Raw genomic sequence first — 15,851 nt, forward strand, 5'->3', positions numbered from 1 at the left:
TTGTGCGTTCCGATTCATGCCGTGGCATGGTGCTGGCCGACTGGCTGCACCGCCAAGCGCAGGCCCAGCGCCTTGAGCACGGCAGACAGGCTGCGCAGCTCCGGGTTGCCCTGGGGCGACAGCGTGCGGTAGAGCTGGTTGGCATTCAGCTCGGTTTCTTTGGCGATAGCGCGCACGCCACCGCGCGCTTGAGCCATCTGGCGCAGCGCCACCAGTAGATCGGCCGGTTCTCCATCCAGGAGAAGCTGGTTTAGGTACTCGGCCGCAAAAGCCGGGTCTTCCTTGAACAGTTCGGCCATTGCTTCGTCGTGGCTTCGATCCTTCATGCTGACCTCCGTTGCCAGTCTTTCCAAAACCCAATCGCGCGCTCGATGTCGGCGTCCTGGGTGCCTTTGTCACCGCCGCATAGCAGTAGAACTACCACCGCGCCCGCCATCGCGTAATAGACGCGGTAGCCGGGGCCTTGGTCGATTCGCAGCTCCCACACACCTTCGCGGCAGGGCTTGTGATCGCCAAAGTTCCCCGCCTCAATGCGGCCCACGCGCCTGACCACCTGGCCTTTTGCAATCGGGTCGCGCAGCTTCTTCAGCCACTCTTGAAACGGGTCGTGCTCGTCCTCGGTGATGTAGTGCCGAACGGTGAACATGTCCACATTATCGTTTATAAACGACAAAGGCGCAAGGGAGCACCCTGCGCCTCGTCTTGGTTGATCGCGTAGGTCATGGCGCGGCCACCAATAACTTGGCGGCCTTGCGCACGGCGTTCGTGGCCTTATCCAGCGCCTCGGCGCATCTGGCCGCGTCGTCGCACCCTTTCATTGCCTCGGCCAAGGCGGCCAGCTCCAAGGCCAAGGTTTCAGGAAGATCCAGCTCCACGCGAATGGAACTCACGCCCGGCGTCGTAGTTTTCTTGTATGCCCGCTCGATAGTGGCCACGGCTCCGCTGACACGTTGCTTGCTCATACCGTACTCGGTGGCCACGTCCACTTGGGCGCGTCCATCCACCAACACGGCGCGCGCCATTTCACGGGCTTGGTCGCCCATGCGGGTGTCGGCGGCAGCGCGGTCAAAGGCTTGCGGGGTAAGGCGTTTCAGTCTCATTGGGGCCGTCCGGTGCATCAGCGCGGTTTCGCGCGCGAAAGTTGAAAGAGAGGCGGCCAGCGGCCGCCCTCATAGAGAGGTCAGAAACGCCAGCCTTCCGGCATGTCGGGAGAGGCATTCCGGCCAGCGCCCTCGATGTCGGGATGCAGTTCTTCCCACAACTGCGCCGGCGTCTTGTCCTTCAGCTCGCCCTGGAGCTTCTTCAGGTACATGACAGCCCGCTCCGGGCCGATGCCTTCCAGCATCGGCAAGGTCATGGACAGGAACCCTTGCCACAGCACCCACTCGGTTTCGTGCATGTTGTGGCCCAGCGTGGTCATGTGGGTTTTCATGCTGAAGAACTGCGCCTGATTGGCTTCGCCCCACTCGAAGGTTTCTTCCCGCAGCGACAGCAGCTTTTCGTTGGCTCGCTCCTTCTCGGCGGCGGCCTTCTGCTCCGGGGTCAGCTCCATCGTCGGGAGGGCTTGCTGGCCGCGTCCCGAGGCGACGGCCGGGGCCGGTGCGGGGTCTTGGCCGCCGTCCTCGTCCTGGTCGCCGGCATCAGCTCCAGCAGCCGCACGCTCGGCATCCCGCTTGCGCTGTTCTTCCAGCCATGCAGGCGTCTTCTCCGGGGCCTTGTCGCCGGCCTTCTTGGCGTTGTCCAGCTCGATGCGGCGCTGGGCCAGATCGTCTTGCTGCTGCTTCCATGCCTTCATTCTGGCCAGCGTGTTGCGGGCTTCGTCGCGCGACAAGGGCAAGCCCTCGTTCATGCGGTGAGAGAGGCGCGAAAACTCGGTGTGCGTGTCCTCGATGTCGTAAATCTGGTTGAGGCAGTGAAGCACCTCGAAGTCGCCGCACAGATCGTTCTCCAGCAGCTCGCGCACCGGGTCTGCATAGCGGCGCACAGCCATGCGCTTGCTAACCCATGCCTCGCCACGGTTCCAGATCGTCATGGCTTCCTTGGTGCCGTACAGCTCCACGTCTTCGATCACGCCCATTGCTTCCTCGTAGGCGGTCAGGTCGTCGCGGTCGTTGTTCTCCGTGACTTGCAAACGGCGGATTTGCAGCTCGGTCAACCCCTTCTTGATGATGACGGGCACCTTGACCAGCCCAGCCAGCGGCGCGGCGCGGTAGCGGCGCTCCCCGACGATGATGCGGTAGCGGCCGTCCGCTTCTTCATGCACCACCAGCGGCTCGATGATGCCGTTCAGCTTGAAGCTCTCGGCCAGTTCCTCCAGGTTGCGGAACGTCTTGCGAACCTGCTTGACGCTGTAGATGCGCGCCAGTTCGATTTCGGCGTCGGCCGGCTGCACCGGCTTGACGGCGATCTGAGCCACGGCGGACAGCTTGCCCAGGTTGAGGCCGGGCTTTTTGTTGGTTGCGGTTGCGGTCATGTCCTTGTCCTTTTAGATCGCGGCTTTGTCGAAAATCTGGTTGCACACCGCTTTCATTTCGCGGGCGGCCAGGATTTGGCTTTCGCCGCTTTGCACGCGCCACACCGGCCGATCCTTGGCGTACTGCGTGGCTGCGCGGTCGTAAAGCACCCCTTCCATCACCACCTCGCCCAGCTCGTCGCGCAGTTGCTCCAGGGCGTTGCGGTCGAAGGCGCGGCGGGTATTGACGCGGTTGGCCAGCAGGCCCAGCGTCACAAGGTCGGCGTTCCATTCCAGTTGCTGCACGCGCGCAATGTCTTCAAACAGGTCGCCCAGGCCGTCGATGGCGTCTTGATCCATCGTGCAGGGGCACACCACGAAGTCAGCGGCGATCAGCGCGGCATACAGCGGATTCCCCAGCGTCGGGGCCGTGTCGATGATGCACACGTCGAAGTCTTTGGCCAGCTTGGCAAGCGCAGCGCGCGGGGCGTGCAGGTCTTCCAGCGGGCGGCTGGCCACGTCCACCAGCTCGCGGTCAGCAGCCACCAGCGCAGCGTACTCCCCGCACGGAAGCGGTTGCAGTTCGATGGCCTCTCCGTCGAACAAGGCGCTACCCGTCAGCGATTGCAGCTCGTCGCCCTGGTCGCCCACGGTACGCTCGCGCAGTGCCCGGAGGGTCTTGCTGAAGTTCTTTTGCGGATCGAGGTCGACGCACAGGACGCGCAAGCCGCGCTCGATGGCGAAGAAAGCCAGGTTGCGGGCAACAGTGGTCTTGCCGACTCCGCCCTTCTGGTTGGCGATAGCGATGGTTTTCATGATCGTTCGTCCTTTCCCTGGTTGTCGATCAGGCCGCCACCGACACGTCGGCAGGCTGGAAGCACAGCTCAAAATTCACCATGACTTGCAGCCAGTTCATAGCGAACATGTTGATTTGGGCGCGGCGCGGATTCACCGCACTGCCGCCCGTGTAGATCACCTGATAACCGAAGGTGTCTTCCATCTCCAGCACCTCGGCCAGCTTGTTGGCCATATCCACACGCAGCTTGAGCCACGGCGCAGGCATTACCGTGCCCTTCTTCTGGTTGTCGTCGGCCAGCTCGATCAGGCGCATGTCACCCTCGGCGGCCGCAATGTGGCAATACACGGCCATGTCGTCAGGGATTCGCGGAGGGGCGCAGAAAACCGCACCAGCGCGGGCGGATTGCAGGCTGGGGATCAGGTCGGCCAGTCGGTCAAAGAGGCGGGCATAAACGGTAGTACGCATGGTCAAAGCTCCTAAGTCATGTTGATGATGGTCTTCGGTGGATCGTCCCTTTCGCGTGCGAAAGATCGGTTCAGCGCCCCACTGTCTGCTCACAGTTGTTTCCGGGGTTCATCGGCCGTCCATCCGCTGCCGATGAGTTGAATTCTACCATAAAACTATTGACGGTCAATAGTTGAAAGCATGTTTTTTTCCAAGCCGCATAAGTCGATCAGCTCGCCCACGGAAAACTTGGACGGCCCAGCAATGGCGGTCAGAATCCGGCACAGCATTGCCGGTGCATTGATCTGCTGGAGACGCGGCGCAGCCGTGGCAACCAGCCGCGCCCGGCCCTCGGCGTACTCCAACTGGCAACCCTGCATCGCGCTGGCCAGGAAGAAGCCTTCGAGGCTCGAAGCCTCCAAGGCCAAGTCGTTGAAGGCATCCCCACCCTTGGCGCGCACGTAGCTGTCCGGGTCGTGGTCGCGCGGAAGGAAAAGGAAACTCACGTCGGCCGCGTCGGTGACATGAGGCAGGCACACGTCCAGGGCGCGCGCTGCCGCCCGCCTGCCGGCGTCGTCTCCGTCAAAGCAGAAAATCACGCGCTTGGCCAAGCCCAGCAGCCGCTCCACATGCTGGCCTGTTGTAGCCGTGCCCAGCGTTGCCACGGCGTTCTGCACACCATGTTGGGCCAGACTGACGACATCCAGGTATCCCTCCACCACGTAGGCCGTGCCGGTCGCGGCAATGGCCTCGGCCGCCTGGGTCAGACCGAACAGCACGCGCCCCTTTTGGAAAACTTCGGTTTCCGGTGAGTTGAGATACTTCGGCCCGTCGCCTTCGAGCACGCGGCCGCCGAAGCCGATCACGCTGCCGGCGTCATCGAGGATGGGGAACATGATTCGGTCGCGGAAGCGGTCATAACGCCGGCCGCCGTCGTTGACCGCCACCAGCCCAGCCTTCTCCAAGGCACGGTCGTTGTAGTTCGGGAATGCCTCGCGCAGCGCCTGGAAGCCGGCCGGTGCATAGCCCAAGCCATAGCGGGCCGCGATGTCACCGCGCAGCCCGCGCGCTTTCAGGTAAGCCACCGCGCGCGTAGAGGCACGGAGCTGGCCACGGTAAAACGATGCGGCTTGTGTCAGGTGGTCGATCAGGATGTGGGACATGGTTCAAGCCTTCGGGATGTTGAGAGAGAGGCGGCCGGTGTCGTACATGTGCAGCATTGAGAGGAAGTAGCTCGGATCGGCAGGCCACTTGCATCCCTGCCAGTACGCCAGCAAGGCCCCGCGCACCGGCTCTTGGTAGCCATTGAGACGCCGCCGCGCCTCGCGCCACTTGTCGGCCCGGCGCTTGCGGTCAGTGGCTTGCTGACGCTCCCATTGCAGCCGGCGAGCCATCATTTCCTCGTCCACGTCGATCTGCTCGGCCGCCACTTGGTCAGCGAACAGAGGAAGGGCCTCGCGCTCGGCCTTCTGCTTGCGCGCGAAAGCGGCACGCTTGCGCTCGGTGTCGCGGAACTCGTACTTGCCGAAACGATGGAAGCGCATGGCAGGCCCTCAATGGTTCCAGTGCTTCCGGCCGTACTTGCGGCCGGCGATGGTGATGCGATCTTCGGCGTCGATGGGCACGCACTCGCGGCCGCCATCGGCACGCAACACGGTGCATTGGCCAGCCTCGCCGGTCACGGTAGAGTCGAAGCCGCACACGTAGAACACCCAAGGGCTGTGCTCGTCCTCGCGGAATTGAGCGAACCCGTGGAAGTCCCGCTTCAGAGCCACGCCGCTCCGAGGAACATCCGGGCCAAAGTCGAAAGCGCCTTGATCTGCCATGCTGAAACTCCTACTCAACCAATGCCCATATTCTACCCATCAAACTATTGACCGTCAATAGTTTGCGAGAGAAAAAAGCCTGATTTTTCGCGGGTTCCGGGCTTGTGCTTCTTCGGGGTTCAGGCAAGCTACCTTTGAGCCTCGGGGCGGGGTTTGGGGGCCGGAACAGGCCCCCAAGGTGTTGCAGTTGCTCTTGCCCCGCAGGGGCACAAGCTGTCCTGCTCCCCGTCGATCACCCACATGGCCAGCGGAGCGCGGGGCCGGCTTTTGCATCCCACCATCTACCTCGTCGCCTCGGCGTCCAGGGGCACGCAGGACGGGCGCGGTCAAGGGAGAAACCGGAGGCCGCACGCGGAGCGCAGCCCGAAGGGCGAGCACCGAACGGGTGAGGATTTCAGGGCGTAGCCCGGCCCTTGACCGGAGAAGCCCGGCCGGAGGGCACCATGACGACGAATAAAGGCGCGAGGTAGTGGTGGGGTGCGGCCCCGCGCGTAGCGGATTCAGCGCACCAGCGCCGGCACACCACGGATCAGATCCACAGCCCGAACTTTCGCGCGCGAAAGTTCCTCGGTGCGGCCTTCAGGCCGGGCAAGCGGAGCGCGCAGCGCCGGCACGGCGCGGAGGCGTCAGGGATTGACGCCCGAAGGGGCGAGACGCCGCAGGCGGCTCGATGCGCAGCACGAAAGCCCGGCCCCGCAGGGGAGACGCCCAGGGGTCACGCTTGCGCCTCGATCTGCCCATGCACAGCAGCACGCAACGACTCCAGCGCATCCAGGAACCGCTCGGCCGCAACGTCAGCCGCCCACGGCTCCCACGGCCGACAACCGTAGATTTCAGCCAGCGGATCGACATCAAGCACCGGATGCACGATGCCCAGGACATCACGCACTTCATGAGCTGCCCAGCCAATGCAGGGGTCTCCTCGTTTTCAGTGCAATAAGTGACGGTACGAAAAGCTAGCACTGGCGCGGAGGTGGTGTTGGTAGATCGTTGATTTCATTGACTTTCCTGTTCACTTTCAAATCTGCGATTCGTGGCGTCAAACCGTGGTCGGTTTCATCCATTGGTGCCAGTTATCGATGCATTTGGCCGCGAAGGCAGGATTTGGTCAGCATAGCGGTCAACCGGGAAGCGAAACACACCCCGCAAGTTGATGCTCTCCAGCCTGGTGGGCGCAATCTTCCCGATCAGTTCCGGTGGAATGACCTGGCGGCGGTTCGACCAGCGATCCAGGACCGCCTGCATCTGTGAGGTATTCCACGCCATCACGATGTTGGCCATCAGGCTCAACGCATCGGCCACAGCCTGCATTTCATCGACACGTTTGGCCTGCGCCGGGCTGATCCGGCCGGTATAAATGGCGCGCTTGAGGGCGTTAACAGCCTCGCCCCGATTGAGCACCCGGCGCAACTCGTTCCTGAAAGCGTCCTTGACAAAGTAGTCAGCCAAAAACGCCGTACGCAGCAACCGCCCCAATTGCACGCCAGCCTCATAGATTGGATCGCCCTGGGCGGCAGAACCGAACCGCGCAAGAGCTGCCACCGCACTGGCATGTCCGCTCATGACCGAGGCTGCCAGGTGCACCAGACTATCCCAATGCTTTTCGATCAAAGCGACGTCGACATTGGCTTCGCACACCGCAGCGATTTCTGCGGGCACTTTGGTGCCGCGTGGCACAAAGAGGTGGCGCTGTTTGAGTTCCTTCAACCGCGGGCAAAGATCAAAACCAAGCAAACGGGCATGTGACATGGCAAAGTCGGTGTAGCCATGGGTATCCACAGCAAGCTGGCTGGTCTCCAGCTTTTCTTGGCGGATGACACCTTCAATGGCCACGCCCGCCTGGCGCTCATTGAGCACAAAGGGCTGCGCATGGAAGATGCCCCACCGGTCTTTTACATGGGAGTAGATTCCAATGGAAGGTGTGTTGCGCCGAGGATCAAGCCGGGCTTGCCACACCCGTTTGGTGGTCTCCATGCTCATCATGTCAGAAGATGCCAAATCGGACCGCCCCCAGGTGGCGGCAATCGGGTGTCGCTGCATGAATTCCAGCACAGCCTGGCAGGCCTGGCTCAGACGCCGTTCGTCCCGCGCCCAGCGCATGGCCTGGCGAATGCTGGTGGCAGACAATTGCGGAATCATGCGCGCGCATTCGACCGCAGTCAGACTGGTGCCGTGGGCCATGATGCCGGCATAGACCATCAGCAGCTCGTCGGTAGAGCGCGGCTCACGTCCGAGCATGATCCAGCTAAAGCGCACCTGGGCGTCAACGGCCAGAATCACTTCCGGCAATTGAACCTCACCGATGCGGTGATCCAAAGCCGCGCGCAGCTTGGTCACTTCTGGGTCTTCGTCCTCTGCGGGCAATGGCGACAAATGGAGTTCATCATCCACGCGCAGTACGCCACTGCGGGCTGCAGCGGCCACCGCATCGACACCGGCAGTTACTCTGGCCAGCAAAGGCTTCAAGAAAGTGGCAGCCTTGCTGGGTAACGATAGACGGGCATAGTGTTTCTTGGACTCTGCCTGCCAACGCTCGTCCGTGAAGAACAAGCGCGCACGACCCCGAAAGCTCAGGCTGTGCTCAATCCAGACCGAGCCATTGCGCACCGCGCGGCGCAGGGCAAACAGGGTGGCCACCTCCAACGCCTGAAACGCCCGTTCCCGGTCTGGGCTGGAGATCGAAACCTGCCAGATCATTCCCAGACTTGGTGCCACCACTTCAACTGGCAGCTTTCTGGATCCTTTGAGATATAAAGCTTGCAGCTTGGCAAGGTACTCGATGGCAGGATGCTCGCCGGTGGCCTGCCAGGGCAGCTTTGCAATGGCGACGAGCAACGACCGCACGGGGCGAATTCCATCAATCAATCCCTCGCGGACCAGGGAGGCCCTGCTCGGTGGTTTGCGTTTCTGGGTTTCGGTGATCAAGGCTTCAAGACGGGCACGCAACTCAGCATCTGGCACCGCACCTTGCGCGCTCAAGGCAACAAGTTCGCCGAGCAGCGTTTTGTACATTGCGGCCCAATTGACGGTAGCGGGGACATCGGCGGCAGCCTGACGCCACAGATCGGCGATCCGGCGCTGCACCATAAGGATCAACTGGTCTGTGGTGGTGAACAGGCAATACCGAAGAAAGCATGCGACCTCCACGGTGCGCGCTGGCTCTTTGATCTTGGCTCCGGCTGAGGGCGGCCTGGAGACAAGTCGGCGCGCGTAGCGGCGCAAGATGAGATCGGGGATGTCTGCCAGGTGCTTATGAACGTCCAGCGTGTAAAGCAGGTCGATGCGCTCCAGTACCTCGCTGATTTGGCGGGTTGAGTGTTTCGCCGGTGCAGCCCATAGCCAACTCTGCTGGGTTTGTCCATCTGGGCGCAGCTCTGAAACTGAGGCTCGCCAGCGATCAAGTGTTGCTGGATCAACGCTGGCGGCGATGGCGGTGCCTGTTTCAACTTCAAGCTGGGCAAGTGCCGCCGCAATCAGTGTCCGAATTGCCCGCTCGTGCACGATCACCAGCTTGTTCTTGTACAGCCATTGACGCGCCCGCACGAGTAGCTGATCGCGGTCGGCGCAGCGCGCCACTTCGTCGCGCAGTTCACGTACCAGTGAGCGGCGCTGGTGCTCGCTCATCCACTGGAATCCAAGGACCGTGCAGGCTACTTGTTGGTGATCGAATAGCGTGCGCCCGCGTTCATACATGGCTCTCAGCGAGGCGACTTCTGGTGCTGCAATGCCAAGCTCGTTGCCAAGGTGGCGCCACAAGGCTACTGGAATTACCCGAAAGGCACCGAGCAAACGCCCACTCATGCGCAGGAAACCAATATGGAGCGCCAGACCAAGCTTGTGGGAATCACCTCGGCGTGCATTGATTGCGTCGCGCTCGGCACCATCGAAGGTGAAAAATGCCTTCATCTCGAAGTCGCTGATATCGCGGGGGAGCCCACGCATCCCCAAAAACGTTGTGTGCCAACCCTGCATCGTGAACCTCAAAAGTGGGAGGCCACCATACCCGTTTACAAAGCGAACAGGAAAGTCAATGAAATCAACGGTCTACCCAGACCACCCCCGCGCCAGTGCTAGCTTTGCGTACCGTCACTTATTGCACTGAAAACGAGGAGACCCCATGCAATGCACAGCCTCGGAAGCGGCCGCCACCGAGTCGGCCCGCTTGTGGACGGCGTGCGCTGCCGGCGACCAAGCGCGCAGCTCGTACCGTTCCGAAACCGCAGCCATCAGGCGAGACGAAACAGCACGGAAGGAAAGGCCCAGCACGTCCTTCAACGGAGAAATGCAATCGAACCCAAGGAAACCTTCCTCGGCGTCGTGTAGAAGCTCCAGGAGCGCGTCAGAGGCCGGCAAAGGGGTGTCGCTCCACTGCCGGCGCAAAGCGAGCACCAGGAGCGAATGCTGGGCCACAGAGAGGGGCAGGGGCCATGATGATTCCCCACCCCAGCGGTACGTCCGCGCCAAACGCAAGGCAAGGTCACTGTCGAGCCAAGCGCCGGGATCGGGATTGATGAGGTCGAGGCGACGGCCAGAAGGAAGCCGAACCCACGCGCGCGCTGCTGCCGGCGTCATCGGCCGCCCCGCAAGATCATGAAGCCGCCCGAATAGGCGATCTGGAAGCGGTTGAGCACGTCCATCCCCAGCAGCGGAGCGGAAAGGCGCTCCAGGACGGCGATAGCCGCGCCTTCAACGGCGAAGGGGCCGACGATCACCGTGTTGGCAGCAGTGATGCCACCACGTTCACGTCCTGCGGCCGTGTCAAAGGATGTTGCGCGGCCGGCGCGGATGCCGGCATTGCGGGCGAGCTTGACCGGCAGCGTCGTGAAGCGCGCTCCGGTGTCCACCATGAAGACCACGGGAAAGCCGTTGACGGCCCCGGCGATGTAGTAGTGGCCGTCCGCAGCGCGCGGGATGGAGTAGTCCCCGTTGCCCAGGCGCTGCGCCGGCTTGACCATCACGGGAGAGGCGGCCGCAACGTCTAGCTGGTCGCCGGGGTAGCTCTGGCCGTCATAGACGATGTATTCGCGCTGCTGCGCGTGCGATGTTCCAATGGCAAGGCAGGCCATCAGTGCCACAAGGGCGCGAGTAGCGTTCATTGCCAACTCCAGCGATAGAAGCCAGTCAAGTGCGCGAAAATAGCGGCGTTCGCGGCGCTGGCCAGCCAGGTGAAAAACAGAAAGGAAGCCTTCCGCGACTTGTGGCGGAAGGCATGTTGACCAATCAAGGCACCGGGCCAGCCGCATAGCAGCGCGATCCAGTGCAAAGACTTTTCAGACCAGCGCCAACGGTCAGCGACGGCCGCTGATTTGTCGAGGCCGTAGGCCAGAAAGGCCAAGTTGCTCATGAGCGCATAGGCCCAAGCGTAGTGAGGCCGGATACGCCCGGCGATGCCGGCGACAATTACGCCCACAAGGAACACCGTGCCCAGCGCAAAAGCGGCCCAGCGATGGGCGATCCAAAAGCGATCCGCCAGTGACAGGCCCGGCGCGTTCATTTCGCCAAAGCAGGATCAGCGGAGAGGCCCAGGGCCACAATCAAGCCGGCAGCCTCCTGCAAGCCCGCAAGGGACGACTGGATGAGTCGCGCCGGCACCAGCTCGGCATCCTCGGCCGTGGCTAGCACGGAGCACTTCTGTTCCGTGCTGCCTTCCTTGCGCGTCAGGTTGACGACATTGCGCTGACGGTAGCGCCACGTCTCGCAGCGCGACAGGCATTTGCCGTCCGGGTCGCCGGCCGTGGCCGCGTTCACCGAGTCCTGCGCGCCGGTTGCATTCCCGACATTGGATGCAATCGTGCCGATCAGCATGGCCAGCGGGTTCAGCGACAGCATCACGGAGCCGCCCCGGCCGCTTTTGGTGGCCAAGGGTGCGGGGTTCTCGGCATAGTCGCCCACGCGAACCTCGGCGGTACGCCGGGTCGCGGGGCGCAGCGCCTGGAATGCACCATCCAGCTCGTACACCACGTCAGCCTGTTCGCGGGTGTCCACCAGCTCGAAGCCGCTGGAGGCCAGCGAAGCCCGCGCGGCGGCCGTCAGCTTTGGGCTGGCCAGGAATTCGATGAAGACTTTGCGCCCTCGATCAGCAGTCAGGTCGATGCGCCCGGTGATGGCCACCTTGACCTCGGCGGCCGTGGCGGCCGTGGCGGCCGCTACAGCAGCCGGAGCATCGTCGGGCACCGCTTCAGAACTGGCCAGCGCAGGTAGGGTGCAGCCGGCCGCAGCGGTCAGAAGCAGGTAAAGCGGAAGGTGACGCATGTTTTCCTCCTTGTTGTTCTTGATGTTCAATCGTCTTCTCGGAAATGGGTGGTGGAGAACAGCAGCGCCGATCCGCGTTGCTCGATCTGCACCATCCCCAGGATGTTCATGCCCAGCAATGCAGGGCCGTTCATGGTGGGCATGACGGCAACCTGGACGTTATGGGCACGGAAGGAACCGAAAACCACTTCTGCTACCGTGGCGACGCATCCGAAGACCTCGCCGGCCGCCGTGCTGAACTGGCGAGGTTCGCATGATGTGATGCCCAAGGGTTTGGCCAGCGAGCCAGGAACGGATGTCACGCCCGCGCCGGTATCCACAATGAAGGTGACAGGCTGGCCGTTGATGCTGCCCGGCGTCTCATAGTGCCCGCGCTGATTCTTTGGCACGCTCATGGTGGCCACGCGCGGCGGCTCGCCCGCTCGTTGTGCGGCCATGGCGGCAGGCTTTTTGCCGAAGTAGTCGAAGGCAACAAAGCACAGGAACCCGATCCCGATCCAGACATAGGCGATGCCGGCGAGGCGCGGCCTTGCCATGTAGAAGGCCGCACCGGCCACCATCAGGAGGCACAAGACCGGATGGCTCAACACGAAACCTTTGAGCCATTGGGTCGTCATCAAGAGGGCGTCGTGTGGAGTCGCCCCATGCGCTATTTGCCAGATCGCGCCCGCGACAATCAGAAAGGCGTAGGGCAGCGCATTGGCGATGACGAACTGCAAAAAGGTGATACGGGGTTGGTCTGCGCGAACCTCGCGCGAACCGCGAAACACCTTCGGGTCATAGTAATGATCCTGCATGGTTTTCGCGGCCCGCTCTCGATACCAATCCCGGTCATCTGCGCTCATGGCCAGCTTTCACTTACTGAAGGCCACGGCCGGCGCTGGCATCACCAGCTCAACCTCTACGCGCCGGTTTGCGCTGCGCCCAGCCTCGGTGTCATTCGAGGCGACAAAGCAGGTCACGCAGTAGGAGACTTTCAGCTTTCGGGGGTCAACGCCACCACGGGCAAACGCGGCGCGCACAGTCGCAGCTCTTGCGATGGCCAAGGCGCGATTGCCGGCCACGGTGCCGGTCGAATCAGTGCGGCCACGGATCAAGACGCGCTCGGCCGTCATGGCCAGTGGCAGCAGCTCGGACAAGCTACGCTTGGCCTCATCGTTCAGATTTGCCACGGAGCTAGAAAACGGGAGCGAGCGCAAGGAACTGGAGGCAGTAGCCGCGACTGGCGCGGCCGTGGCCGGGCCGACTGCAACTACCGTCACGGGGCGCACGTCGTCGGTGAGCTGGGCGGAGCCGGCCGGGATGGCATCCGCTTCGGCCGGGATGGCGAGTGTGGCGACAGTATGGGCGTCTAGCTTGGCCAAGACCGAAGGCTGCGGCCGTGCAGCCGCCTTGCCGGTCGCCTCTGGTGCAGCATCGGTGCTGCCCAGCATCGGAGTCTTGGGCGTTGGTGCCGCACACGGATTGCATGGCACAAAGTAGTCGGTGCCGGTTTGTGGATCGCGCACTTGGGCCAGCCCGGTGAGCACGGGCGCGCCCATCAGGAGCACACGGGGTTGCTCGGGAGGCATCGGCGCGCATCCGGTTACGCCAGCGGCAAGCATGGACGCCCCTAGCGCCCAAGTCACAGGCGCTGGCCAGAACGGCGTGCCAGGATGGAGTGCGCGCCGGCCCTTGCGCGTCAGAGACAGTCGGATGGATGTGCCGGCAGGCTTGCGCGACAGATAGCCGCGGTCGATAAGGTGGCGGGTTTCACCCAGGTACTCGCGCATCACGGCCAGATCGACAGCACCGCACAATGGGCGGCCCGCCGCGCGTTCCGAAAGCACCCGAATGCCCCGCACTTCGCCACGGTCGAGCGCACGCAGCAGCGCAAGCGCGGTTCCGTTCAAGTCGGGATGTTTGCTCATGGTTCAGTCCTTCACCAAGTCCTTGAACGTGGCCCCAGGCGTGAACTTCGGCTTGTGGGTCGAGGGAATCTTGATCGGCGCGCCGGTCTTCGGGTTGCGCCCGGTGCGCGCCGCGACGGCTGCTTTCTCGAAAGTGCCAAAGCCGGTGAGCTTCACCGCGCCGCCCTTGGCCACCTCGTTTTGTACGATGGTGATGAGGCTATCGAGAAAGCGCGTGGTGGCCGCCTTGGATGCTTCGGTGTCTTCAGCAATGGCGTCGATCAGGTCTTGTCGGTTCATGGAAATCTCCGTGTGTCAGTTGAGAATATGACCCAGCACCTTGCCGCAACGGGCGCAGCGCCGTTCATGTACTTGGGTTCCGTCCCAGCTCGAATAGATGGGCGTGGACAGCGGCGAATGGATGCCAAACAGGCAAAGCAGGGCGTTCCACACCTTCACGGTGCGGCCCACATCACGCGGGTGAGCTGAAGCAGCGACTCCCCGGTAAGTCCGTCCAGATACTCGGTGGCCACCAGCCGGCGTGTATCTGGAAATTCCTGCACGCGGTCATCGAGGGCAGCCCACTGGGTGACGCCGTACTCGCGGACAACGCAAAGGATCTCGTCCAGCCTGGTGCAATCAGGCAAAACGGGCGTGCAGCCGATAACGCGCTCGCGCAGCTCGATGGAGAAGAAGTTGCGCAGCTCATTCAGCGTGTGCGTCTCGCGCCAGTTGGACGAAATCACCACATCAACATCGGGATGCGTTCGCAGCCATGTTTCCAGCAGGGGCAGGTAAATCAGCGTGCCAGACTGGCCAGGGTGTAGAACCCCGTCGATGTCCAGCATCAGGACGGGGCCACGGGGAGCACGCTGAAGCGCCCATCGTGTTGCGCGTTGAGTCGCCGGCAGACTTTCGCGCGCGAAAGTCGGGGCGACGGTCGGGCGAATGCCGACGAAGCGGAGTAGGGCGCTCATCATCGGCCGTGCTCCGGCAGCGCCGGCAGCGCCGGCATAGGAGCCTCGCCAGCCACCCACTTCCATGAAGGGAGCTTGCTTTCCGCAATCAATTCATCGACGGCGGCCGCATAGTCTTCACTGGCCCCAGGCGGAACCACGTACATGGCGGTCGGCTCCGGCTCGGTATCCGAAGCCACCGCGCAGGCCAGCGGCCGCGTGGAAGGCAGGTTGTACCGCATCCCTTTCATGAAGCGCCGGTTCTGCTGCGTCAGAGCATCGAGCGCCATCTTCTCGAAGGTGCTTTCAAACGGAATCCAGTTCTCGGTCACGCACATCAGCGCGACTTCCTCCAGCGAGGCCACGCCGGTAGCGCCGATGCTGAAAGTGCCGATCATCATCAGGTGGGTGCCCTCCAAGGCATCCCACAGGCCCAGCTCCACCTCGAATCTCTTGAGCAGCCTCTTGTAGATGTCGTCGTTCATCATGAAGTGGCAATCGGGCAGGTGCTTGAGGACGATCTTGTGCCCGTAGCGCGACTGAGCCAGTTCCTTCACCTCCCCCACCACCAGCATCAAGCGCCGGGTGCCCTTCTCGGGCGTGGCGATTCGCATCATCTGCGCGAGTCGCCGCTGGGTGATTTCGTTCTTCTTCTCGGCGTTGAACGATTCGGGCATGTAGAGCATTCCGGCCAAGCTCGCGCCTTTTGCAGTCTTGTCCTCGGCTGCTTGCAGCAGATACTTGCGGATCACGTACCAACTGCGCTTGCCGGCCATCGTCGGTGCCCATCGGTTGAAGCCCGCTTCTTCCCACAGGTAATGCAGGGTGCCGCGCAGGGTCAGTTTGTTGCCATCGGTCTTGACGCTATCCGTCTCCTTTCCGCTCGGTGCCGGCGCGGATCGGCTGGCCCCCTTGGACAGCGCGAAGTCGAACTTCAGCGCCGTGGTGCCTTCGTCGGGGTTCTCCTGGATCGCGGAGCCAATGACTTGGCCAAGCCCGGACAGCTCGGGCGGCGGCTCGTAGGAATCGCAGGCCGGGGCGTGGCCGCTACCAGAATTGGGCATCCGTTTGATGAGGTACTTGTCATCGACCTTGGCCACGTACATTTCAATGCCAGGGGTACGGCACAGGCACAGCGGCCGCTCCCGCGAGCTGTAGATATTGGCCAGCAGCTCGGACAAGGCTGGGTCGTCTGAATGAATGGATTGCCCGCCAATCTGGTAGATCGCCATG

At 62.7% G+C, this 15,851-nt stretch carries 19 protein-coding genes and 1 pseudogene; all 20 read right to left on the reverse strand.

The window, feature by feature from the left end; genetic code table 11:
* Positions 1-14: 14 nt before the first annotated feature.
* Entirely contained in the window at positions 15-326 is a 312-nt protein-coding gene (locus ACZ5YA_RS33815; RefSeq protein ID WP_004637272.1) for an addiction module antidote protein, read from the reverse strand.
* Positions 323-646 carry a type II toxin-antitoxin system RelE/ParE family toxin gene (locus ACZ5YA_RS33820; protein ID WP_004637274.1) on the reverse strand — a complete coding sequence of 108 codons (324 nt, stop codon included), beginning with the start codon at positions 644-646 and terminating at the stop codon, positions 323-325. The genes ACZ5YA_RS33815 and ACZ5YA_RS33820 overlap by 4 nt, the downstream gene beginning before the upstream one ends.
* Positions 647-719: 73 nt before the next feature.
* Entirely contained in the window at positions 720-1,100 is a 381-nt protein-coding gene (locus ACZ5YA_RS33825) for a TrfB-related DNA-binding protein (protein WP_004637276.1), read from the reverse strand.
* A gap of 80 nt (positions 1,101-1,180) precedes the next feature.
* Positions 1,181-2,473, reverse strand: a complete 1,293-nt coding sequence (locus ACZ5YA_RS33830) for a ParB/RepB/Spo0J family partition protein (RefSeq protein WP_009242143.1) — start codon at positions 2,471-2,473, stop codon at positions 1,181-1,183.
* 12 nt (positions 2,474-2,485) lie between these two features.
* Entirely contained in the window at positions 2,486-3,268 is a 783-nt protein-coding gene (locus ACZ5YA_RS33835; RefSeq protein WP_143717915.1) for a ParA family protein, read from the reverse strand.
* A 28-nt stretch (positions 3,269-3,296) separates the two neighbouring features.
* Positions 3,297-3,716, reverse strand: a complete 420-nt coding sequence (locus ACZ5YA_RS33840; RefSeq protein WP_009242145.1) for a hypothetical protein — start codon at positions 3,714-3,716, stop codon at positions 3,297-3,299.
* 155 nt (positions 3,717-3,871) lie between these two features.
* Positions 3,872-4,858 carry a DNA primase gene (locus ACZ5YA_RS33845; RefSeq protein WP_143717914.1) on the reverse strand — a complete coding sequence of 329 codons (987 nt, stop codon included), beginning with the start codon at positions 4,856-4,858 and terminating at the stop codon, positions 3,872-3,874.
* A 3-nt stretch (positions 4,859-4,861) separates the two neighbouring features.
* Positions 4,862-5,239 carry a hypothetical protein gene (locus tag ACZ5YA_RS33850; RefSeq protein ID WP_143717913.1) on the reverse strand — a complete coding sequence of 126 codons (378 nt, stop codon included), beginning with the start codon at positions 5,237-5,239 and terminating at the stop codon, positions 4,862-4,864.
* 9 nt (positions 5,240-5,248) lie between these two features.
* The gene (locus ACZ5YA_RS33855) at positions 5,249-5,521 is read right to left on the reverse strand and encodes a hypothetical protein (protein WP_009242148.1); all 273 of its coding nucleotides are present in this window, start codon (positions 5,519-5,521) and stop codon (positions 5,249-5,251) included.
* 715 nt (positions 5,522-6,236) lie between these two features.
* Entirely contained in the window at positions 6,237-6,410 is a 174-nt protein-coding gene (locus ACZ5YA_RS33860; RefSeq protein ID WP_464092890.1) for a hypothetical protein, read from the reverse strand.
* Between the two features lie 167 nt (positions 6,411-6,577).
* The gene (locus tag ACZ5YA_RS33865; protein WP_003049965.1) at positions 6,578-9,493 is read right to left on the reverse strand and encodes a Tn3-like element IS1071 family transposase; all 2,916 of its coding nucleotides are present in this window, start codon (positions 9,491-9,493) and stop codon (positions 6,578-6,580) included.
* Positions 9,494-9,628: 135 nt separating this feature from the next.
* Positions 9,629-10,093: pseudogene (locus tag ACZ5YA_RS33870) on the reverse strand (phosphohydrolase); the annotation flags it as partial.
* The gene (locus tag ACZ5YA_RS33875; protein WP_009242120.1) at positions 10,090-10,617 is read right to left on the reverse strand and encodes a retropepsin-like aspartic protease family protein; all 528 of its coding nucleotides are present in this window, start codon (positions 10,615-10,617) and stop codon (positions 10,090-10,092) included. The pseudogene ACZ5YA_RS33870 and the gene ACZ5YA_RS33875, both read right to left, overlap by 4 nt.
* Positions 10,614-11,015: a DUF1294 domain-containing protein gene (locus tag ACZ5YA_RS33880; protein WP_143717910.1), complete on the reverse strand. Its 402-nt coding sequence runs from the start codon at positions 11,013-11,015 to the stop codon at positions 10,614-10,616. Before ACZ5YA_RS33880 ends, ACZ5YA_RS33875 begins: the two co-directional genes overlap by 4 nt.
* Complete coding sequence (locus ACZ5YA_RS33885) at positions 11,012-11,803, reverse strand: hypothetical protein (protein WP_260676279.1); 792 nt, start codon at positions 11,801-11,803, stop codon at positions 11,012-11,014. The genes ACZ5YA_RS33880 and ACZ5YA_RS33885 overlap by 4 nt, the downstream gene beginning before the upstream one ends.
* Entirely contained in the window at positions 11,800-12,618 is an 819-nt protein-coding gene (locus tag ACZ5YA_RS33890) for a retropepsin-like aspartic protease family protein (RefSeq protein WP_260676278.1), read from the reverse strand. Before ACZ5YA_RS33890 ends, ACZ5YA_RS33885 begins: the two co-directional genes overlap by 4 nt.
* 9 nt (positions 12,619-12,627) lie before the next feature.
* The gene (locus tag ACZ5YA_RS33895; RefSeq protein WP_143717909.1) at positions 12,628-13,683 is read right to left on the reverse strand and encodes an OmpA family protein; all 1,056 of its coding nucleotides are present in this window, start codon (positions 13,681-13,683) and stop codon (positions 12,628-12,630) included.
* Positions 13,684-13,686: 3 nt separating this feature from the next.
* Positions 13,687-13,962: an HU family DNA-binding protein gene (locus ACZ5YA_RS33900; protein ID WP_009242125.1), complete on the reverse strand. Its 276-nt coding sequence runs from the start codon at positions 13,960-13,962 to the stop codon at positions 13,687-13,689.
* Positions 13,963-14,117: 155 nt separating this feature from the next.
* Entirely contained in the window at positions 14,118-14,642 is a 525-nt protein-coding gene (locus tag ACZ5YA_RS33905; RefSeq protein ID WP_464092891.1) for an HAD domain-containing protein, read from the reverse strand.
* Entirely contained in the window at positions 14,639-15,850 is a 1,212-nt protein-coding gene (locus ACZ5YA_RS33910) for a DUF1173 domain-containing protein (protein WP_009242127.1), read from the reverse strand. The genes ACZ5YA_RS33905 and ACZ5YA_RS33910 overlap by 4 nt, the downstream gene beginning before the upstream one ends.
* Between the last annotated feature and the right edge of the window lies 1 nt (position 15,851).

This window comes from Achromobacter sp. JCM 18799 (assembly GCF_055395645.1).